Here is a 20,835-nt window from a genome sequence, read left to right as displayed (position 1 = left end):
GAGCGACATGTGCTAAGCAAATGCGCGCACGACAGGTTCCCCCCTGTCTGGCGTGGTGTCAGGTTTCCTGAACAACAAGAGTGACGGCCAAAGATGACAACACTGCTTGAACCCGTGCTGCAACGTGATTGCGATCTGCTGATCATCGGTGGCGGCATCAATGGCGTCGGCATAGCACGCGACGCTGCCGGACGCGGCCTGAGCGTGATCCTGTGCGAACAGCATGACTTGGCGCAGCACACCTCGTCCGCCAGCACCAAACTGATACACGGCGGTTTGCGCTACCTGGAGCAGTATGAATTCGGACTGGTGCGCAAGGCCTTGCAGGAACGGGAACGGTTGTTGCGAATCGCACCACATATCGTCGCGCCATTGCGCTTCGTGATGCCGCACGATAGCGGCCAGCGGCCGGCCTGGCTGATACGCGCCGGCCTGTTCCTGTATGACCATCTGGCGCGGCGCGACTTGTTGCCGCCATCGCATGCAATCGCATTACACTCGCATATCGCGGGTCAGGATCTGCAAACCGCCTATCGCAAGGGCTTTGTCTATTCCGACGGCTGGGTCGATGATGCGCGGTTGGTGGTGTTAAATGCACTCGATGCCAGCGAACGCGGCGCCACCATCATGACCGCTACCCGTTGCGTTGGCGCGCAACGAGTTGGGCTGCGCTGGCAGGCCAGCCTGGAGAGCGGACAAAGCGGTCGGATCGAAGTCAGCGCGCGCGCGATCGTGAATGCCGCCGGACCCTGGGTCGCGCAGACTGCCGCCGGCTTGTCCGGACGCAAAAGCAATCATGGCATGCGCCTGGTCAAGGGCAGCCATATCGTGCTGCCGCGACTGTTCGAACATGACTATGCCTACCTATTCCAGAATCCAGACCGTCGCATCATCTTTGCGATTCCATTCCAGCGCGATTTCACCTTGATCGGCACCACCGATCTCGAATATCAGGGCGATCCGTCGCAGGTGACGATCGATGCGGCAGAAGTGAGTTATCTGTGCGCCATGGTGAACCGTTATTTCAAGCGTCAGATCGGGCCGCAGGATGTGGTCTGGAGTTATTCCGGGGTGCGGCCGCTGCTGGACGATAGCGCACAGAAGGCTGCGGAAATTACCCGTGGCTATCAGCTGGAATGTGACGCTGCCGATGGCGCGGCGCCGTTGCTGAATATCTGGGGCGGCAAGATCACCACCTATCGCAAGCTGGCCGAAGAAGCACTGGCCTTGTTGCTGCCGCGCCTGGGATTGCCGGCCACGCTCAAGACCGAGTGCTGGACTGCCGGTACGCCCCTGCCCGGCGGTGATCTGCAACAGCCCGGTGCGCTGATTACGCGCTATGACTTCGACGCATTTCAGCAGCAGCTGGCAAGTCGCTATCCCTGGTTACCGGACGAGCTGACGCGGCGTTATGCGCACAGCTATGGCAGCCGGACCGGGCGCATGCTGGCCGGGGCGCAGCAGATGGCGGATCTGGGTGAACAGCTGGTGCCCGGTTTGTTCGAACGGGAGGCCGCCTATCTGTGCGAGTTTGAATGGGCGCGCAGCGTCGACGACCTGCTGTGGCGGCGCACCAAGCTCGGGTTGACTAGCCAGCCGCAACATCGGGCCAGGCTGCAACAATGGCTGGATCAAAGGCGGGATCAAAGGCAGGATCAACCACTGGCCGGCAGCGCCGGCCACCCAATTGCGCAATTTGTGGAAAAGTGCGGATGAGCTATTTGCTGGCACTGGATCAGGGCACCTCGAGTTCCCGCAGCATCGTGTTCAATCACGACGGCGAAATCGTGGCCACGGCGCAGCAGGAATTCCCGCAAGTTTTCCCGCAACCGGGTTGGGTCGAACATGATCCGCGCGAGATCTGGAACAGCCAGTTGCAAACTTGCAGACAGGCACTAGCGCAGGCCGGTCTCGGCAGCGCGCAGATCAGCGCGCTCGGGATCGCGAACCAGCGCGAAACCACCGTAGTGTGGAACCGGCGCAGCGGCCAGCCGATCTACAATGCGATCGTGTGGCAGGACCGGCGCACCGACGCGATTTGCGCCGAGCTGCGCGCGCAAGGTCTGGCCGATCCGATCCGGCGCAAGACCGGATTGATCCTGGACCCGTATTTTTCCGCCACCAAGTTGCGCTGGATACTCGATAGCGTTCCCGGCGCGCGGGTACAGGCGGAACGCGGCGAACTGGCCTTTGGCACGATCGACAGCTGGCTGGCCTGGAACCTGAGCGGTGGTCGCCTGCATGTGACCGATGTGACCAATGCATCGCGCACCATGCTGTTCAATATTCATGACGGCTGCTGGGACCCGGAGTTACTGCACTGGCTGCACATTCCGCCCCAACTGCTGCCTGAGGTGCGGCCATCGAGTCATCTATACGGCGAAACCGAGCCGCAGTTATTGGGGCAATCGGTGCTGATCGGTGGCATCGGCGGTGATCAGCAGGCCGCGCTGTTCGGCCAGGCCTGCTTTGACAAGGGCATGGCAAAAAATACTTACGGCACCGGCTGCTTCATGCTGCTGCATACCGGCGATGAGTGCGTCGCATCGCAAAATGGCCTGATCAGCACCGCGGTCTGTCAGGCCGACGCCGGCGAAGCGCGCCAGTACGCGCTGGAAGGCAGCGTCTTCGTCGGCGGCGCGGTGGTGCAATGGCTGCGTGACGGCCTGAAGGCGATCCGCCATTCAGCCGATATCGAAGCCTTGGCGGCGTCGGTGCCGGATGCCGGTGGCGTGCTGTTCGTGCCGGCCTTCACCGGCCTCGGCGCGCCCTATTGGGAGCCGGCGGCGCAGGGCGCGATCGTCGGCCTGACGCGCGGCAGCACGGTGGCGCATATCGCGCGCGCAGCCCTGGAATCAATCGCGTTCCAGAGCAGTGCCTTGCTGATGGCGATGGCAAAGGATGCGACGGCGGATAGTGTGGCGCCGATCACCGAGTTGCGCGTCGACGGTGGTGCAGCGGCCAATAATCTGCTGCTGCAGTTTCAGGCCGACCTGCTCGGCATCGCGGTAATCCGGCCGCAGATCACCGAGACCACGGCGCTCGGCGCTGCCTATCTGGCCGGACTGGCGGTCGGTGTATATCGCGACTGCCAGCAACTGACCGATCAGTGGCGGGTCGAGCGCGTCTTCGAGCCCAGCATCAGTCGCGATCGGGCATCGGCCTTGATGTACAACTGGGAAACGGCGATCGATCGGGTCAGGCCGCGCTGACGCTGACGCTGGACGGTACCGCAACTATTTGGCGGCTGCAGATTTGTCGGTCTTGGCGCGGTATTTCTTGCCCGGTGGCGGCGCCTGCGGCTTGCTGCTGACCTCGCTCAACAGTTTGGCGCACGGGCTGTCCTTGCCGGGGCCGAGATCGATCAGCGGCAGCAACGCGGCTGCGACCGGCGCCACCACGCCGAGCGCGACCACACCGCCGGCGCGCAGCGCCAGCACACCCTTGTCGACGCTAACATCCGGTTGTTTGAAACTGCCGCGCACGTAGAGCGGCGAGCGCAGCGTGATCACGCGCAGTCGCTTGTTCTCGGGATTGATGGTGAGGTCCAGCCGTTCCTGTTTCAGATTGACCTGGCCACTGACCGTGATGCTCGATTCTGCGGTATCGACGATGAAGGTGCGGGCCTGCATCAGGCCGTCGGTGACGGCGAAATCGGACGCCATGCAATTGATCTCGACCTGCTTGTCGCCGAACAACTTGGTCAGCACCACATTGCCGATGTTCAGACCCATCTCTTCCAGCAGGAATTTGCTGATCGTGCCCTGGTCCATCAGCGCCTTGACTTCACCGTTCGACGATCCGAGTATGGTCGCAACCGAATTGCCGGTGCCGGACAGCGACGCATCGCCATTGAGCTCGCCGAAACTGGTTTTCATCTGCGGCAAAGTCGGCAGCAATTGCTTCAGCTTCAGATGGCGCGCCGACATCTTGATCTGCGCCTTCAGCGGATGGCCGCGGCCGTCGAGCCGGATCTGCGAAGTCAGGTGGCCGCCGGCAATGCCGAAATTAAGCGGTTCCAGCGCCAGCACGCCATCGCGCAAATGCAGCGTGGTGCTCAAAGTGTCGATCGGCAAATTTTTGCCGCGCAAGATTTTGTTGCCGCTGAACTGAACGTCGGCATCGATGCTGTCCCAGCGCTCGGTCTTGAATGGTTCGACCGGCAAGACCTTGTCGGCCGGTTGCAGCGGCGGCGCATCGCGCCTGGCCTTGCTGGCGTTCGAGTCGGCACCGATCAGCGGCGCCAGGTCGGCGAACTGCAGCAGCTTCGATGTCACCGTGCCTTTTAGCAACGGACGCGGCTGGTCGGGTGGATTCTTCGACCGATATTCCAGCGTCCCGGCCAGATCGCTGCTACCCATCTTGCCGCTGAATTTTTCATAGATCCAGTCGCCGCCCCGGCTGTTCAGGGTGCCGTGCAAGCGGCCTTCGGTCGCGAACGGCGGCGTCTCCGGCAACACGATGCCGGTCAGCGGATACAGCTGTGCCATGCTGGCACCGGCCAGCTTCAAGCGCAGATCGAGCGCGGCCAACTGGCTCGGTTTGGTCAGCGTGCCCTGCAGCGCGATATGGGTCTTGCCGACCTGGACCTCGGCTTGCAACGGGTACGGTAGCGTCTGGTTTTGCAGCGACAACACCGCGCCGGCCTTGCCCGCGCCCTTGACTGGCGCACCGTTGAAGCTGCCCGAGGCCTGCCAGCCGATGCCATACGAATCAACAGACTGCTCGAGCGTGCTGATGTCGGCCTTCAGGTCAAGCTTGCGGACCGCATCGGTCAGCTGTACGGCACCCTTGCGCAACACTAGCTGCTGCAATTCGAGCTGCCATGCGGACGCCTGATTCTGCTGGAAGGTCCAGTTGTTCTTGCCGTCCTTGTCGCGCACCAGCACCAGCGTCGGCCCGTCGAGCGTCAGGGTCGGGATCACGATTTTTTTCTGCAGCAGAGCCCAAGGGTTTAATGAGAACGTCAGTTCTTTCAGCTCGGCCATGTTGGTGCGCGGCTGGCCCGGCGCCGCTGCTTGCATCCAGTCCGGATTACCCAGCTGCAGCTCGTGTGCCACCAGATAAGGCCACGGAATCCAGTCGCGCCAGCCGCCATATTGGCCCTGCCGCTGCCAGCTCAGGGCGAGGTCACCGTTGATCGCGAATGGTCGCCCGGTGGCATCGCTGACGCGCGCATTGAGCCAGGGCTTGGCGCGATTCCAGTCGAAAGTGAGCAAAATCGCGACGCAGATCAGCACCATCGCGATCAATACGCCGATGCCCGAGAGCGCTATTTTGCTGCTTTTATTGATGTGCGGCATATTAAATGGATAAGGTTTCCTGAGAGAAGTTCATTGCAATCCAAGATGGCTGCGGATGCATTGATCTGCCGCCAACAAAATGCGTTTGTTGGTCGAACATTGCTATCAAGCCAATGTGGATCGCGCCGAGCACGAAGAAATTATTTACGCCCGTGAATAGTTATTTCGAACAAGCCTTTGTTCTGTAGCAAAGGATTATATTTTTACTAATGTTTTAATAGCGTCATTGTTGCTAGATGAACAATGCGATCCACCACGGTTAAAGCGCATAAACCATTTTTAGGGAGACGGCCATGAACAATCGAAACATCAGACACCTGGCAATTGCTACCATCAGCAGCTTATTGCTTGCCGCCTGCGGTGGTGGCGGTTCGTCCAGTCCCACGCCACAGACTGTACAGTCATCGCCGACCACTGTTACCACACCGACACCGCCGGCGCCAGCCAGCAGCATTTCCGGTGTGTTTGATGGGACCACCAACTCAGGCCAACCCATCACTGCGTTGCTGCAGGAGGACGGTTCTTATTTCATCGTGTATTCGGATCCAGCGGCGCCGCAAACCGTGCGAGGGGCCGTCACCGGAACCGGCACCTTGACCAGCGGCAGTTTTTCGTCAAGCAACGGACTCGATCTCAATCTGGTTGGCACTGCGGCACAAACACCGCAGCCGGTGACGCTGTCGGCGAGTTACACCCAGCAGCAATCATTCAACGGCAGTTTAAGTTACACATCGAGCGGCAAGACTGCGACCTTCACGACCGTGTACAACAATCCTTACGCCACCCTGCCCAGCGTGGCTGCATTGGCCGGGGTCTACACCGGAACTATTGCCACCAAAGACCTGAGCGAAGACCTTATCCTGACGATCGCGCAGGACGGTACCTTGAGCGGTCAATTGACTTGTGGCTGCAAGGTCAATGCGACACTGGCGCCACGCAGCGATGGATTGGCCTATGTCGCGACACTTTCGATGGTGGGTGGCAGTCATGTGTTGAGCAACAAAACCGTCGCCGGCAATGTGTATCTGGATGCGGTACACAAGCGTCTGTATATCGTCGGCAACATCGTCGGCACCACCGACGCGGCGATATTTGTCGGTACCAAGCCCTGACGCCGCTGCCATCCGGTTGAATGATGTCTTGCATCCCCCGCACAGGCATGTGCGGGGGATGTTTTCATTTCTCGCTGCGAGATTGCGCCGCCGGTCGACCCATCGGTTTGCTTATGTTGTGGGAACAAGCGGACGGGTGTGCTGTGGGTAAATCTGTGGATAAGCTGAGGACAAGCCTGTGGATGGCGGCTGGATAGCCGTGTATAAGTTGCACGGCATGTCTTTCATCCGCTTGACGTCCTGCACGGCGGCGGTCGCTGGTCGCGACTGGCATCGACCAGAGCCGATGGCATGCAACAGGGCTTGGCGCGGAGCTGCCGATTGCCGATAATGGAAGCTGGGATCGGCGCCAGAATCAACCGTTGGGTGGCGCAGTCAAGGCCGTAACTCGGCGCTCCGATAATGCGATCACACACCATTCATTGGCGGACTTGTTTCATCGTTGACGACCACGGGATCCGCGACTTCTAGCGACTTTCAATTACCTGATGGCGAGGCATGGCATGGCGAAACTGGTGTTTACCCAGCAATTGCGACGCTTCACCGACACCCCGCAAGTCGACACCCCGGCCGCGACGCTGCGCCCCGCGTTGGAAGCGGCATTTGCGGTTAATCCGCGGCTGCGCGGCTACGTGCTGGACGAGCAGGGTCATCTGCGCCCGCATGTCGCCATCTTCATCGACGGCCTGCGCGTGCGTGACCGTGTGACACTGGACGATGCGCTGCGGCCCGACAGCAGCGTGCATGTATTGCAAGCACTTTCAGGAGGTTGAGATGCAAGATCGCGCTTTGCTCGGTACCCGCAAGGGCTTGTTTGAGTTGCAGCGCTGCAAGGGCAATACCAAGGGCAGCGGTAATCACAGCTGGCAGATTGCGGCCAGCAGTTTCGTCGGCGATCCGGTCACGATGATGCTGTCCGACCCGCGCGATGGCAGCTTGTATGTGGCGCTCAATCTCGGCCATTTCGGCGTCAAGCTGCACCGCCGCGATGCCGGCGCGAGCGACTGGACCGAGATCGCGGTGCCGGCCTATCCGCCGCAGCCGCCAGGCGATCCGGCCAAGCCGGATGTGGCCTGGAAGCTGAGCCTGATCTGGGCGCTGGCGGCCGGCGGCTTTGATGAAGCGGGCGTGCTGTGGGCCGGCACGCTGCCGGGCGGGTTGTTTCGGTCAAACGATCGCGGTGACTCGTGGCAACTGGTGGAGGCCTTGTGGAATGTGCCGGGCCGCAGCGAATGGTTCGGTGGCGGCTATGATACGCCGGGCATCCATTCGATCTGCGTCGATCCGCGCGACAGCCGCCATGTACTGGTCGGGATTTCTTGCGGCGGCGCCTGGGTCACGCGCGATGGCGGTGCCAGCTGGGCCCCGAGTGCGGCCGGGATGCGGGCCAGCTACATGCCGCCGGAACGCGAAGACGATCAAAACATTCAGGATCCACACCGGATCGTGCAATGCGGCGTCGCGCCGGACGTGTTGTGGTGTCAGCATCACAACGGCATCTGGCGCTCGACCGATGGCGGCGCCAACTGGTTGCGCCAAGGGCAAAACAACACGGTTTCCGATTTTGGCTTCGCGGTCGCGGTCCATCCGCACGACCCGGAGTGCGCCTGGTTCGTGCCGGCCCAGGCCGACCAGAAGCGGATCCCGATCGATGCCGCGCTCTCGGTCAGCCGCACCCGCGACGGCGGCCAGAGCTTCGAGTCGCTGCGCAGCGGCCTGCCGCAGACCCACTGCTACGACCTGATCTACCGCCATGGGCTGGCGGTCGATGACGATGGCCAGCACCTGATGATGGGCTCGACCAGCGGCGGACTGTGGAGCTCCGACGATGGCGGCGATAGCTGGCATACGGTGTCGACTACGCTGCCGCCGATTTATGCGGTGCAGTTCGGCTGAGCGTTCAAGCACCGCGTCATGCTTTCGCCAATTGCGAATAGGCCTGACGCATTACAAGCCCAGCGTCATCAGCAAGTAGGATGGGTGCAACCCATCATTGCGGACGTGGATGATGGGTTGCACCCATCCTACGACGCTGCGAGCGACCCAGATTCAGAAGAATTTATTGCCAGTATATTAATAATGTCCGCAGAATGTTTGCGGGATAGCTAGCTAGTTACTGGAGTATATGGGCGGCAGCGCAGCTACGCCGCACTGCCGCCACATGCTGATTACGCATTACGATCCCAGCGTCATCAGGCTCGCATTGCCGCCGGCCGCCGTGGTGTTGACGCATAGCGCACGCTCGGCCACCAGCCGCCACAACGCGATCGGCCGGTCCTCGGCGGTTTCGATCAACGGTATCAGCGCGCCGTCGTGCGCCGCCAGCAGCGGCCGCACCGCTTGCACCTGTGCCATGTCGACCAGCGCCAGTTGCAGGGGTTTGGGGCCGTTGCAGATATCCTTGATCTCCGCGACCCGGATCAGCTTGCGCACTGCTGGCGGCAGGCTGTCCGGGATCAGGTTCGACGCGGTCACCGGCAGTACCGCGCTATTGCCGGTCGCGATCACCGCCGCTAGCTGATTGAGCAGCATGTTGACGCTGGTGGCGGCGCACAGGATCGCGCCGCGCGGCGCGAACGACAGCGTGTTGCGCTCGCCGGTCGGTCCCGGCAGCACCAGCGTGGTGGCCAGCGGCGTGCTGTGCGCGTATTGCTCGGCGATCATCGCGACCCGTTCGTGACCATGGGTCTTGGCCCACGCCAGCAACTGGTCGAGCACCGGTGTCGCTGCGCCGCCATTGCCATGCAGGCGTGGCGGCTCGTGGATCGTGTGCGCGCCGAGCGCCGGCGTCGCATTGCGTTGCAGCCGTTTCAAGTACAGCGGGCCGCCCGCCTTGGGGCCGGTGCCGGACTTGCCTTCGCCGCCGAAAGGCTGCACTCCGACCACTGCACCGACGATGTTGCGGTTCACATAAATATTGCCGACATGCGCGCGCGCGGCGATGAAATCGATGGTTTCGTCGATCCGCGAATGCACGCCCAGCGTCAGGCCGTAGCCGGTGGCGTTGATGTCATCGATCAGTTGCGGCAACTGGTCGCGCCGGTAGCGCAGCACGTGCAGCACCGGACCGAACACTTCGCGTTTCAGCTCCGACAGCGCGCCGATCTCGATCACGGTCGGCGCCACGAAGGTGCCGTGACGGCAGGCGTCCGGCAGCGCCAGCTGATAAAAATTCTTGGCGCCGGCGCGCATCTTGTCGATGTGGGCCAGCAGGTTCTGCTGTGCTTCGGCATCGATCACCGGCCCGATATCGGTCGCCAGCCGGTCCGGGTTGCCGATCCGCAGCTCTTGCATCGCGCCCTTCAGCATGTTCAGGGTCTTGTCGGCGATGTCGGTCTGCAGGCACAGCACGCGTAGGGCCGAGCAGCGCTGGCCGGCGCTGTCGAAGGCCGACGACATGACATCGATCACGACTTGTTCCGGCAGCGCCGACGAGTCGACGATCAGCGCGTTCTGGCCGCCGGTCTCGGCGATCAAAGGGATGTCGCAGGCCTCGGCCGCTGCGCGCTTGGCCAGCGTGCGGTTGATGATCTGCGCCACTTCGGTCGAGCCGGTGAAGATCACGCCCTTCACGCGGCTATCCGCGGTCAGCCGCGCCCCGACTACCTCGCCGCGACCCGGCAGCAGTTGCAGCGCGCCGCGCGGGATGCCGGCTTCGTGCAGCAGTTGCACCGCGCGATGGGCGATCAACGGGGTTTGTTCGGCCGGCTTGGCCAGCACCACATTGCCGGCCGCCAACGCCGCACTGAGCTGACCGATGAAGATCGCCAGCGGGAAATTCCACGGGCTGATGCAGAGCACCGGACCGAGCGCCAGTTCATTCGTGCTGTGCTGCACCTGGACCGCGTAATAGCGCATGAAGTCGATCGCCTCGCGCACTTCGGCCAACGCGTTCGGCAGCGATTTGCCGGCTTCGCGGATCGCCAGTGCCATCAGTTCCAGCTGGTGCGATTCGAGCAGGTCGGCGCCGCGCAGCAACAGCTTGGCGCGGGTCGCCGGCGGCAGTGTCTGCCAGTCCAGCGCGTAGGCTGACGCGCCGGCCAGCGCGGTCTCGACATCGGCCGCATTGGCCTCGATCACCTGCCCCACCGTGTCGCGCAGGTCGGCCGGATTCAGCACCGGATGGGACTGCTGTTGGGCATTGGTGGCGCCGTCACCGACCGCAGCGGCGAGCAAGGGTGCGGCCTGCCACTGCTGTGCGCCGAACACGGTAAAGGCCTGGCCGATCGCCTGCAACTGCGCTTCGTTGGCCAGATCGAGACCGGCCGAATTCTTGCGTTCGTCGCCGAACAGCGCCACTGGCAGCGCGATATTCGGATGCGGCGCGCCGCCCAGTTGCTGGGCCGCGACGAACGGATCGGCGATCAAGCTATCGATCGACACGCTTTCATCGACGATCTGGTTCACGAACGACGAGTTGGCGCCATTCTCCAGCAGGCGCCGCACCAGATACGCGAGCAGCGTTTCGTGCGAGCCAACTGGCGCGTAGATGCGGCAGGGCTTGTCCAGATTGTCCTTGCCGACCACCTGGTCGTACAGGGTTTCGCCCATCCCGTGCAGGCACTGAAATTCGTAATCGGTGATCCCGTCCTGCTGCGCCCAGGTGTAGATGCTGGCCAGCGTCTGCGCGTTGTGGGTGGCAAATTGCGGGTAGATCACATCGGTCGCGCCGAGCAGTTTTTTTGCGCACAACAGATACGACAGATCGGTGTAGACCTTGCGCGTGTAGACCGGGAACCCGGGCAGGCCGTCGACCTGGGCGCGCTTGATTTCGGCATCCCAGTACGCGCCCTTGACCAGCCGCACCATGAACTTGCTGACGCCGCCGCTGGCGCCGGACCGGCGCGCCAGATCGATCAGGAAATCGATCGCGTACGGACAGCGTTTCTGATAGCCCTGCACCACATAGCCGATGCCGTCGAAGCCGGCCAGCGCCGGATCGAACGCCAGCGCCTCCATCAGGTCCAGCGACAGCTCCAGGCGATCGGTTTCTTCGGCGTCGATGTTCAAGCCGATGTTGTATTGCTTGGCCAGCAGGACCAGCGCGCGCAGCCGCGGCAGCAGTTCGGCCATCACGCGTTCCTGCTGGGCGCGTGAATAACGCGGATGCAGCGCCGACAGCTTGACCGAGATGCCGGGGCCGTTCTTGATGCCGCGTCCGTTCGAGGCGCGACCGATCGCGTGAATCGCGTTTTCATACGATGCGTAATACTTGGCCGCGTCCTCTGCGGTCAGCGCCGCCTCGCCCAGCATGTCGTACGAATAGCGGTAGCCGCGCGCCTCGTTGTCGCGGCCGTTCTTGAGCGCCTCGTCGATGGTCTGGCCGGTCACGAACTGGTTGCCCAGCATCCGCATCGCCAGATCGACACCCTTGCGGATCAGCGGTTCGCCGCCCTTCGCGATCAGCTTGGTCATTGCCGAGCCCAGTCCCTGCTCGCTGCTGGTGCCGACCAGCTTGCCGGTGACCAGCAAGCCCCAAGTCGCGGCATTGACGAACAGCGACGGCGACTCGCCCAGATGCTTGCGCCAGTCGCCCTTGCTGATCTTGTCGGCGATCAGGCGGTCGGCCGTGGCGCTGTCGGGAATCCGCAGCAGCGCCTCGGCCAGACACATCAGTGCCACGCCCTCTTCCGACGACAGCGAAAATTCATGCATCAGCGCATCGACGCCGGACGCGCGGGTGCGCTTTTCGCGGACCGCCTTGACCAGCTTGTAAGCCAATTCCTGCGCCTTCTGCTGCGTCGTGCCCTGTGCCGCGCTGCCTTGCAACTGCGCCAGCAGCCACTGCACCGCCTCGCCCTCGTCGCGCCGGTAAGCGTCGGTGATGGCGGCGCGCAACGCAGTCGGCGTCGGCAGCAGTTCGGCTTGCAATGCGGAAAATGGGACAACTTCAGAAATCAGGGCGTCGGCAGTGGTCATGGCGGATATCAAGGGGTGGCGGTAAGGGGTGGCGGTAAGGCGGCTAAGGGGCGGTCAAAGCAGGCGAAACAAACGCAACAGACACGGAACGGATACGGCGTCGCTCGCACTCGCAAACCGGTGCCAGCATGCGCTGACCGATCGTTCGATTGTACGAGGGAATGCTGGATATTAATTTTGGTATTGCTGACGACTATCAAAATTTTGTTATAAATGCGAAAATTAGACCGAATAAAATTCATTCCGGCCGCTTCGCCGTTACTTGGCAACCCATGTCCCGGCCGATGCGGCGGCCACTATCGCTAGAATCGAGTCGGTCGCGCGACCCGGCCCGGCCCACGCCCCCAGAACAATTCGAGGTCATCATGCTCGACAAAATAAGCAAAAAAATCCTGTCCGAACTGCAGAACGACGGCCGCATCAGCAACGTGGAACTGGCAACCCGCGTCAACCTGTCACCGGCCGCCTGCCTGGAGCGGGTCCGCAAGCTGCACGAGACCGGCTACATCCTCGGCTACACCGCCCAGCTCGACCCGAGGCTGCTGGACGTGGCGCTGCTGGTGTTCATCGAAGTCGTATTGGACCGCACCACACCGGAAGTGTTCGAGGAATTCAAGCGCAGCGTGCAAACCATCCCCGAGGTGCAGGAATGCCATATGGTGGCCGGCGGTTTCGACTATCTGGTCAAGGCGCGGGTGAAGGACATGAACGAGTACCGCGAATTTCTCGGCAAGACCCTGCTGCAGCTGAAAGGCGTGCGCGAGACGCATACCTATGCGGTGATGGAAGAGGTCAAGCACACGACCAAGTTGCCGATCAAGTAGGCCGCTGACCGGCCTGCGAGGCTGCACGCGGGGCGCACACACGATAGATATACTGAGGGGTGTATTTTTATTTGTGCAATGAATTCGGGCGGGATAAGCGCTGTTTGCGCATATACTCCCTGGATACGAGCCATCATTGCATCTGGCGGCGACTTTTTTAAATCTGCCTGGGGCGCGGACTGGGCGCGGGCAGCCGTGATGGAACTCGGCAACTGCTGCTGCGGGCGCGCTGCTCTCTAGCGCCACGCCCGCTCAGTTCGCGCCGGCTTGGTCCCGGCTGCGGTGCCGGATGCCCACTTCGCCCAGCGCAATCGGAATTTTTGACATGATCAATCAACGCGGCACCAGCACGATCGCCCTGGTACAACAAACCTCCCTGCCCACGCTGGTGCAGAAGGAATTGGAGCGCATGATCCTGGCCGGCGATCTGCCTTCCGGTGCCAAACTGAATGAAGCCGCGCTGGCGGCGATGCTCGGCGTCTCGCGCGGCCCCGTGCGCGAGGCGTTTCGCGCACTGGAAGAGTCCGGCCTGGTGCGCCAGGAAAAAAATTGCGGCGTGTTTGTACGCCAGATCTCGGTCGCAGAAGCCGATGAGATCTATGAAGTGCGCGCCGCGCTGGATGAGCTGGTCGGACGCAAGCTGGCGGCCTCGATTACGCCGCAGCAAGTCAAGGAATTGCGCACCCTGCTGGATAAGATGGACAAGATGGTCGAGAAGAAAAACGTCGACGCCTATGCCGCACTGAACCTGGAGTTTCACGATCTGCTGGTACGTCAGACCGGCAACCGGAAATTGCTGGACACCTACCGCCGTCTGGTCAACGAGCTGAATCTGTTTCGCCGCAGCGCGCTGGCGCAGAAAGGCACGCTGCCAGTGTCGACCCGCGAACACCGCGCAATTTTCGACAAGATCGCCGCTGGCAGCGTTGATGCCGCCGGTGAAATCATGCGTCAACACGTGATTGATAGTCGTGACCGCATGCACCGCGCACATGCCGCCGGTGCAGGTGCCAACCCAGCCTAAGTACTCTTCGGAAGGTTTGACCATGTCTTACAGCAAGGTAGGCCTGCCTTCCACAACAGAAGAAAAATCGACCTGACGGGTTGTCGTCTTCTCCTTCTATGAGTCGACCAAACGTACATTTAAATGTCAGCGCCTTGAGCACAGGACAAGCCGACTAATTAAAGCCGATTAATTAAATTGGCGTTGTCTCAGGAGAACCGGCACAGCGCTCGGTTTCATGGTGAAGGCAAAAATTTCCTCGACCGGCGGCGCGTCGGCATCCAGCTCCAGCGCAAAATTGCGCACCACCATCGACATGACCATCTTCATCTCGGTCATGGCCAAATAGCGCCCAGGGCATAAGCGAGTGCCGCCGCCAAAGGCGAATAGCTGACGTGTGATATCGCCACTGGTTGTGGCGTGCGGATCGGACAGCCAGCGCTCTGGACGAAAATCGTCGGGTTGAGTAAATTGTGCGTCCTCCTGGGCGGCGCGGCGCAGCATGGCCATAATCTCAGTACCTTTGGGTATCAGGAGATCCTCTTCAATTACCAGGTCGCTGTTCACCTCGAGAGCCAAGGCTGGTGCCACTGGCTTGAGCCGCATCGCTTCATGGATCGCAGCCTCACTGTAGACCAGGTGCTCAAGTGCATGAAATTCTTGAAGTACCCCAACTTCTCCGCATGCGGCGTCCGCCTCGGCGGCAATGTGTGCCGTCGCTTGCGGGTCGCTAGCCAGTAAATTCATCAGCCACGCCAAGGTATTGGCTGTCGTGTCTTCTCCGGCGAACACCATGGTAACGGCATTGCCGATGACGTCGGCGTCGGTGAACTCGGAGTCCGGCTCGTCGCGCGCGGCGACGAGCGCTTCCAACATGTTAGTTGGCTTCGCGCGCAGGCTTGGATTCTGATCCAGACGATTGCGGGTCTGCGTGATAAAGCTGCTTACCGCCTCGATGATGCGAGCCATGCAGGCGTCAGCCGCGCGATCAATAGGCAGTTTCACATAACGCCAATATGGAAACGGCATGGTCACTCGGCGGCCAATTCTATTGAAAACCGCTTCGATGTCTTGTTGTAACGGGTTGTCGTCATGTTCCAGCGTATTAATGTCCTGTCCCATGGCCATCGCGACCGTGACATCCAATGTAAAGGCTTTCAAATCGCGCAGCATATCGATTGGATCAGCATCTGCAACTGCAGCCTGCCAGCGGCGCAGAAGTCGCTCGATCATGCTGATCAGGGTCGGGAAGAAATTTCGAATCACGTCAGCGGTCAGTGCGCGCATGACCAGCTTGCGCTGTTTGCGCCATTCGCTCATTTCCGCCGTGAACAGACCTGAAATACCGGTTTCGGTCAAAACCTGCGTGACGTATGACGTGCGCCGCACTGCGTCTGGACGATCGCGCAGCAAATTCCCGATGACCGCATGATCGGAGAGGACAAGTAATTGTCTGCTGCCAATACGTATTTTGTAGAGCGCACCAAACTCGCGAGCCCAGTTTTCCAGCGTCAGGTGAAATTTAACGGATTTGATCTGATGTGCGTTCCCCAGCAGGGGAATACCCTTTGGGCCCGGAAGATCGGCAAGTCTGCGACTGAACGCCAAATTTGAGCTGCTCAATTTTGCAGCATTCTGGCTTTTCTCTGCGCTTGGAGTGTCCAAAATTGAAACTCTTATTATTGCTGGGACAATGCTGTTCAGAATGGTTGTGCCAGTCCTAAATGAACGACTGCAGCCTTTTCATTTAAATATCACCCAACAGCTTAGAACAGCAGGCAAGGAGGGGCTTGATAAATTGCAAGATCCCTTCTACATCGGGCGTCATTGGAAATCTGCTCTATGAGATGGCGGGGCGCGGGGAAGAAGACCAGGCGTAGGGTTGCGCAGGACGATGCGCGGCAGTCATAGCAGCTTCTGGAGATTCCCTCCCTTTCAAGGGGAGGGTTAGGGTGGGGATGGGTTTCTTCAGCAAGGGTGAAGCTCGTCGCCAATTGCGACAGAAACCCATCCCCATCCCAGCCTTCCCCTTGAAGGGGAAGGAGCTTATCCGCAGCACCAATGTTGATGCCGCGTGGCCAGCCGCCTAGACCTGACCAATCCCGAAAGTATCCGAGGTCATCGTCATCAGATGCGCGCGCAGCCACTTGTGGGTCGGGCTGCGGGCGTCGCGTTCATGCCACAGCATGTCCACGTGCACCGACGGCGTCGGGAATGGCAGTTCCTTCGATATCAGCGCGTCGCTCATGCCGGTGGCGGCGATCAGGTGATGTGGCAGCACGGTGATCAGGTGCGAATCAGCGACGATCTTGCCGGCGGTAAAGAACTGGTTCACGGTCAGCGCGATGTGCCGTTCCCGGTTTATGTGCGCCAGCGCCTCGTCGATCAGGCCGTGCGCCCGGCCCGAGAAACTGACCAGCAGATGCCGTGCCGCACAATACGCGTCCAGCGTCAGCTCGTCTGCGGCCAGCGGATGATCCTTGCGCATCACGCATACGTACTGGCCGGTATATAGCCGTTCGTGCCGGATCGGGCTGCCGGTGCCGCTCTGGCTGCCGGACAATTGCGCCGCGACGCCGGGAAAGAAGCCGACCGCCAGGTCGATGTCGCCGCGCATCAGCATCGGCCGCGGCTCGCGCGTGGTCAGCGGCACCATTCGGATATCGAGTCCTGGCGCATCGCTCTCGATCGAGCGCATCAGCGCCGGCAGCCACAGCGCGGCGGTGGCATCGGCCATCGCCATCCGGAACGTGGCCTGCGCGTGCGACACGTCGAAGGTATCGGGCGTGACCGCCGCTTCCAGCTCCGACAGCGCGCGCCGCACCGCCGGCCACAGCGCTTCCGCGCGCGGCGTCGGCTTGACGCCGAACGCGGTACGGATCAGCAGTTCGTCGCCGAGCGCGTCGCGCAGCCGTTTCAGTGCATTCGATACCGCCGGCTGTGTCATCGCCAGATGGCCGGCCGCGCGCGTCAGATTTTGTTCGGTCATTACCGCGTCGAACACGCGCAACAAATTCAGGTCGAGGGTCAGGAAGCTCATGGCAGTCGGCGTAGTAAGGATGGTTAAAAAAATGTGCTGCTGCGTGGCGCAATCTTCCGCTGGAAGACATTCACAGATTATATAACAAATATCATAAACTGAAAGTATGTTTATATGATGCAATGCACTATAGTTACCGCACTGAATAAATTTTTGCGAGCACCAAGGAGCACACCATGTCGACATTATCCATTTTCCATCACCTGCCATCGCTGACCGAGTTGTTCATCGGCAGCGGCGCCATCGTCGCGCTGTTGCTGGTATTCAAACCGATGCTGAGCGGCCTGCTGCGGGCTGTCAAGCTGGTCTTCAATCCGCGCCTGAGCAAGGAAGAACGCACGGCGCGCCGCCATCAGCGCGATGCGATGACGATCCACCGCGTCGCCAGCGCCTACGACAAGCTGCAGCCGAATCTGGCGGCCGAACTGCGCGCCCTGGCTTCGCGCGGGTAATTGCGCCAACCAGCGTCGCAGCACCACGCCCGGGAGAAAACTGGCGAATTTGGAGAGGAGTGAAGCATGTTGTCCATGAATATTTCGATGCTGCAGTGTCGATCCAAGGCGCGCCAGCCAGCCAGCCCATCGTCCGAGCCGGACCATGCGCAAGATTATGAAACGCCGCCAGGCCTGTCATGGGAAGACGCGATTTCGCTGCTGGTGATTGCCGTTGTTTGCGTGATCCTGCTCGGCACCAGCCTGGCGTCGAACTAGGGGTAGCGTCGTTTCAGTAGCTTCGGCAGCGCAGGATGGGTGCAACCCATCATCCACGCCCGCAATGATGGGTTGCACCCATCCTACTGGTTGGCGTCGGACCAGGCGCAGCATTGTTTTTTATCCGTTTCAGTAGTTGCGGTCCCAGTTTGTAGTTGTACCGTGTCTCCTCTTCCCTCCCCGGGAAGATTTAAGCCCCGCCGGCGCACGCCGAGCGGGGCTTTTTTTCGTCGGTTGCAATCACCTCCCCGCCATGCGCGGGGCGTTTGATCCAGCACAAACAACATCTCCAAAAACCACTTATGTTGAAAGGTGGGAGGCCGGCAGCGGAACCGGGCGTATCCGCGAATTGTAGGAGATCATCATGAACGCGCAGGAAAACAAGCAACTGGTGATGCAGGGTTACCAGATGTTCCAGAGCGGAGACATCAAAGGCTTGCTCACCCTATTGTCGGACGACATCGAATGGATGGGGCCCGATTCCGAGACCATCCCGTTTGCCGGCGACTATCACGGCCGGGACCAGGTGGCCCAGTATTTTGCGAAGCTGGAGCAGGCGCAGGACGTCATCCAGTTTACCCCGCTGGACTTCATCGCCGAAGATGACAAGGTCGTGGTATGCGGCACGTCGTCCTGGACCGTGAAGGCGAACGGCCAGCGGTATGACAACCCGTGGGTACATTTCTTTACGATCCGCGACGGCAAGGTGGCCTCGTTCCGGCAGTACAACGATACCGCCGCGGCCGAGAGAGCTTACACCGCATTGAAATCGGCCTCGCTGCAGCCCGGGTCCACGCTGCACCATTAAGCTCGTCAGCGTGCCGGCGTAGCTCGCCGGCACGCTGAATTCGGCTAGGCGCCCCCGGCGCCTAGCCTAGCACCCTAGAGCGCCTGCGCGTCACGCGCGAACATCTCTTCCAGCTCTGCTTGATCTGCGCACTATGGTCGCCGCGATCTTGCTCGGCACCAGTCTGGCGTCGAACCAGGCGCAGGTTGTTTAGTATCCATTTCAGTCCAGTTTGTTGCTGTAAAGCTGACTCCTCCTCCCTGCCAAGGAAGCTTAAGCCCGCCGGCGCATGCCGAGCGCGGGCTTTTGATACCTGCCCGCAAGTCCGTGGTTTTCCAGCCGTACCAATATTGAGCGAAGTCAAGCCTAGTCATTGCCACCGGTCTGGCGCAAGTGACGCCGACGACGCCAAGGATAAGTTGATGATCTTGGCAGATCCGCAATCTTGTTGTGATGCATGCTCACGCAATCATCGCAAGCGGTGCGGCGCCGACCTCAACCCGGGAGTGGACAATGAAACACGGCAGAACAATCACAGCAGGGCAGCAGGGATCGGCGTGGTCGCAAATTAGCCGGATTGGCATCTTGGGCATGCTGAATCTGGGCCTCGCCGCCTGCGGCGGCAGCGGCGAAGCCACGATCGACGCGGCGCCCGCCGTCAGCAGCGAAACCGCGGTGCAGACCAATGCGGTCATCGCGGTGCAATCGAGCGCAATCAGCGCCAGCAACTACCGCGTGATCAATCTGGCGCCGGACGGCTCGAGCGGCCCGCACGGCATCAACGTCCGCGGCCAGGTCGCGTTCACCGACGGCACGCGCGCGCTGTTCTACGACGGCCATGCGGTCCGCGATCTCGGCAACCTCGGCGGCGGTTTCGCGTCGGCGATTGCGCTCAATAGCACTGGCCAGGTCGCCGGCGTGGCCACCACGGCCAGTGGCAACCCGCACGCATTCCGCTGGAGCAGGGCCGGCGGACTGCTTGATCTCGGCACGCTGGGCGGCGCAGAGTCCTACGCGGCCGCGATCAACGAGGCTGGCCAGATCGCCGGCCGCGCGACCGATGCCGACAACCAGACGCGCGCGTTCTTCTGGTCGCCGCGCGGCGGCACGCAGAATCTCGGTTCACTCGGCGGCTATTCCTCGCGCGCGGTCGCGATCAATGCCGCGGGCCGGGTGGCCGGTAATTCGATCATCGCCGACAATAATCATCAACACGCATTCAACTGGTCGCGTACCAAGGGCATGCAAGATCTCGGTCCGCTCGGCACATTCAACAACCTGTATGCGACCGGCATCAATGATCTGGGCCAGGTGATCGGCGCCGCCACCGACGGACCGGGGCCGGGCGCAACCCGGCAGCATCCGTATGTCTGGAGCGCGGGCGCAGGCATGGTCGATCTGGGCACCTTCGGCGGCGACTGGGGCAACCCGTACGCGATCAACGACGCCGGCCAGATCGCCGGCTATGCCACTACCGCCGGCGGCGACGGCCACGCGTTTGTCTGGCGACCGGGGCGCGGCCTGCGCGATCTGGGCACGCTCGGCGGCACATTTTCGCTGGCCGGCGCGCTCAACAATCTCGGACAGGCGGTCGGCTATGCCAGCACGGCCAGCGGCACGACGCATGCGTTTGTGTGGAGCGCGGCAACTGGCATGGTCGACCTGAACAGCCGCATCCCCGGCGCCCCGGCCGGACTGGAATTGCAAGCGGCGCGCGCAATCTCGGATAGCGGTGCGATCGTCGCCGATTCGAATGCCGGGCTGGTGCTGCTCCTGCCAGGCGCGTCAGATTCCGGCTCGGGTGAAACCGAAGCCGCCAGCCCGGCGGCGCCGGCGGTCGGGCCGATCATTGCACCGGAGATGATCGCGCTCGGCGCGCCGCTGACACTGGCTGCCGGATTCACCGACGCGACCGCAGCCGGCGCCCATCGCGCCAGCTGGTCGTGGGACGACGGCAGCCCGGCCGAAGCGGCGCCGCTGACCGAGCGCCGGGGCGCAGGCAATCTCATTGGCCAAATCAATGGCCAGATCGCCGGCACCCATCGCTACCAGGCGCCCGGCGTCTACGCGGTGACGCTGACGGTCAGCGGTAGCGGCGGCGCCAGCACCGTGGTGCGGCGCGATGTGGTGGTGGTCG

At 61.7% G+C, this 20,835-nt stretch carries 15 protein-coding genes; 11 read left to right on the top strand and 4 right to left on the bottom strand.

The window, feature by feature from the left end; genetic code table 11:
• Nucleotides 1-93 precede the first annotated feature (93 nt).
• A complete protein-coding gene (gene glpD, locus ACFOFO_RS06905; RefSeq protein WP_390321544.1) occupies nucleotides 94-1,716 on the top strand; it encodes a glycerol-3-phosphate dehydrogenase in 1,623 nt (540 codons plus the stop codon).
• Nucleotides 1,713-3,212, top strand: a complete 1,500-nt coding sequence (gene glpK, locus ACFOFO_RS06900) for a glycerol kinase GlpK (protein ID WP_390321546.1) — start codon at nucleotides 1,713-1,715, stop codon at nucleotides 3,210-3,212. The genes glpD and glpK overlap by 4 nt, the downstream gene beginning before the upstream one ends.
• Nucleotides 3,213-3,236: 24 nt before the next feature.
• Here the strand turns inward: glpK and ACFOFO_RS06895 are convergent, their stop codons facing one another.
• Nucleotides 3,237-5,303 (bottom strand): AsmA family protein, encoded by a 2,067-nt coding sequence (locus tag ACFOFO_RS06895; RefSeq protein ID WP_390331223.1) that lies wholly within the window; start codon nucleotides 5,301-5,303, stop codon nucleotides 3,237-3,239.
• A gap of 293 nt (nucleotides 5,304-5,596) precedes the next feature.
• Here ACFOFO_RS06895 and ACFOFO_RS06890 point away from each other — a divergent pair, with 293 nt between their 5' ends.
• The 3 genes from ACFOFO_RS06890 to ACFOFO_RS06880 all read left to right on the top strand — a co-directional run bounded on the left by ACFOFO_RS06890 (nucleotide 5,597) and on the right by ACFOFO_RS06880 (nucleotide 8,311).
• Nucleotides 5,597-6,415, top strand: a complete 819-nt coding sequence (locus ACFOFO_RS06890) for a hypothetical protein (RefSeq protein ID WP_390321548.1) — start codon at nucleotides 5,597-5,599, stop codon at nucleotides 6,413-6,415.
• A gap of 503 nt (nucleotides 6,416-6,918) precedes the next feature.
• A complete protein-coding gene (locus ACFOFO_RS06885) occupies nucleotides 6,919-7,188 on the top strand; it encodes a MoaD/ThiS family protein (protein WP_390321550.1) in 270 nt (89 codons plus the stop codon).
• A 1-nt stretch (nucleotide 7,189) separates the two neighbouring features.
• Nucleotides 7,190-8,311 carry a WD40/YVTN/BNR-like repeat-containing protein gene (locus tag ACFOFO_RS06880; RefSeq protein WP_390321552.1) on the top strand — a complete coding sequence of 374 codons (1,122 nt, stop codon included), beginning with the start codon at nucleotides 7,190-7,192 and terminating at the stop codon, nucleotides 8,309-8,311.
• A 279-nt stretch (nucleotides 8,312-8,590) separates the two neighbouring features.
• Here the strand turns inward: ACFOFO_RS06880 and putA are convergent, their stop codons facing one another.
• Nucleotides 8,591-12,334, bottom strand: coding sequence for a trifunctional transcriptional regulator/proline dehydrogenase/L-glutamate gamma-semialdehyde dehydrogenase (gene putA, locus ACFOFO_RS06875; protein ID WP_390321555.1), 3,744 nt, complete (start codon nucleotides 12,332-12,334; stop codon nucleotides 8,591-8,593).
• Nucleotides 12,335-12,699: 365 nt separating this feature from the next.
• Here putA and ACFOFO_RS06870 point away from each other — a divergent pair, with 365 nt between their 5' ends.
• A complete protein-coding gene (locus tag ACFOFO_RS06870) occupies nucleotides 12,700-13,158 on the top strand; it encodes an Lrp/AsnC ligand binding domain-containing protein (protein WP_390321557.1) in 459 nt (152 codons plus the stop codon).
• Nucleotides 13,159-13,483: 325 nt separating this feature from the next.
• A complete protein-coding gene (locus ACFOFO_RS06865) occupies nucleotides 13,484-14,182 on the top strand; it encodes a phosphonate utilization associated transcriptional regulator (RefSeq protein WP_390321559.1) in 699 nt (232 codons plus the stop codon).
• A 168-nt stretch (nucleotides 14,183-14,350) separates the two neighbouring features.
• Here ACFOFO_RS06865 and ACFOFO_RS06860 read toward each other — a convergent pair whose 3' ends face one another.
• Nucleotides 14,351-15,826, bottom strand: a complete 1,476-nt coding sequence (locus ACFOFO_RS06860) for a cytochrome P450 (RefSeq protein WP_390321561.1) — start codon at nucleotides 15,824-15,826, stop codon at nucleotides 14,351-14,353.
• Nucleotides 15,827-16,247: 421 nt separating this feature from the next.
• Nucleotides 16,248-17,201 (bottom strand): LysR family transcriptional regulator, encoded by a 954-nt coding sequence (locus ACFOFO_RS06855; RefSeq protein ID WP_390321563.1) that lies wholly within the window; start codon nucleotides 17,199-17,201, stop codon nucleotides 16,248-16,250.
• A 176-nt stretch (nucleotides 17,202-17,377) separates the two neighbouring features.
• Here ACFOFO_RS06855 and ACFOFO_RS06850 point away from each other — a divergent pair, with 176 nt between their 5' ends.
• From ACFOFO_RS06850 to ACFOFO_RS06835, 4 genes are all read left to right on the top strand, one after another.
• On the top strand, nucleotides 17,378-17,653 hold the full coding sequence (locus ACFOFO_RS06850) for a hypothetical protein (RefSeq protein WP_390321566.1): 276 nt from the start codon (nucleotides 17,378-17,380) through the stop codon (nucleotides 17,651-17,653).
• Between the two features lie 66 nt (nucleotides 17,654-17,719).
• On the top strand, nucleotides 17,720-17,911 hold the full coding sequence (locus ACFOFO_RS06845; protein WP_390321568.1) for a hypothetical protein: 192 nt from the start codon (nucleotides 17,720-17,722) through the stop codon (nucleotides 17,909-17,911).
• A gap of 364 nt (nucleotides 17,912-18,275) precedes the next feature.
• Entirely contained in the window at nucleotides 18,276-18,719 is a 444-nt protein-coding gene (locus tag ACFOFO_RS06840) for a nuclear transport factor 2 family protein (RefSeq protein ID WP_390321571.1), read from the top strand.
• Nucleotides 18,720-19,211: 492 nt separating this feature from the next.
• A partial coding sequence (locus ACFOFO_RS06835) for a PKD domain-containing protein (RefSeq protein ID WP_390331221.1) occupies nucleotides 19,212-20,835 on the top strand: 1,624 nt, incomplete at its 3' end.

It is taken from the genome of Pseudundibacterium arcticum (assembly GCF_042646465.1).
In the GTDB taxonomy this organism is placed as follows: Bacteria; Pseudomonadota; Gammaproteobacteria; order Burkholderiales; family Burkholderiaceae_D; genus Undibacterium_A; species Undibacterium_A arcticum.
Note: the sequence above shows the minus strand (reverse complement) of the source record. Positions and strands in the feature narration are given on the sequence as shown.

What these genes read in the sequence shown, in the direction of transcription:
- glpD (WP_390321544.1), top strand. Translation starts at nt 94, where the DNA reads ATGACAACACTGCTTGAACCCGTGCTGCAACGTGATTGCGATCTGCTG.
- glpK (WP_390321546.1), top strand. Translation starts at nt 1,713, where the DNA reads ATGAGCTATTTGCTGGCACTGGATCAGGGCACCTCGAGTTCCCGCAGC.
- ACFOFO_RS06895 (WP_390331223.1), bottom strand. Translation starts at nt 5,303, where the DNA reads ATGCCGCACATCAATAAAAGCAGCAAAATAGCGCTCTCGGGCATCGGC.
- ACFOFO_RS06890 (WP_390321548.1), top strand. Translation starts at nt 5,597, where the DNA reads ATGAACAATCGAAACATCAGACACCTGGCAATTGCTACCATCAGCAGC.
- ACFOFO_RS06885 (WP_390321550.1), top strand. Translation starts at nt 6,919, where the DNA reads ATGGCGAAACTGGTGTTTACCCAGCAATTGCGACGCTTCACCGACACC.
- ACFOFO_RS06880 (WP_390321552.1), top strand. Translation starts at nt 7,190, where the DNA reads ATGCAAGATCGCGCTTTGCTCGGTACCCGCAAGGGCTTGTTTGAGTTG.
- putA (WP_390321555.1), bottom strand. Translation starts at nt 12,334, where the DNA reads ATGACCACTGCCGACGCCCTGATTTCTGAAGTTGTCCCATTTTCCGCA.
- ACFOFO_RS06870 (WP_390321557.1), top strand. Translation starts at nt 12,700, where the DNA reads ATGCTCGACAAAATAAGCAAAAAAATCCTGTCCGAACTGCAGAACGAC.
- ACFOFO_RS06865 (WP_390321559.1), top strand. Translation starts at nt 13,484, where the DNA reads ATGATCAATCAACGCGGCACCAGCACGATCGCCCTGGTACAACAAACC.
- ACFOFO_RS06855 (WP_390321563.1), bottom strand. Translation starts at nt 17,201, where the DNA reads ATGAGCTTCCTGACCCTCGACCTGAATTTGTTGCGCGTGTTCGACGCG.
- ACFOFO_RS06850 (WP_390321566.1), top strand. Translation starts at nt 17,378, where the DNA reads ATGTCGACATTATCCATTTTCCATCACCTGCCATCGCTGACCGAGTTG.
- ACFOFO_RS06845 (WP_390321568.1), top strand. Translation starts at nt 17,720, where the DNA reads ATGTTGTCCATGAATATTTCGATGCTGCAGTGTCGATCCAAGGCGCGC.
- ACFOFO_RS06840 (WP_390321571.1), top strand. Translation starts at nt 18,276, where the DNA reads ATGAACGCGCAGGAAAACAAGCAACTGGTGATGCAGGGTTACCAGATG.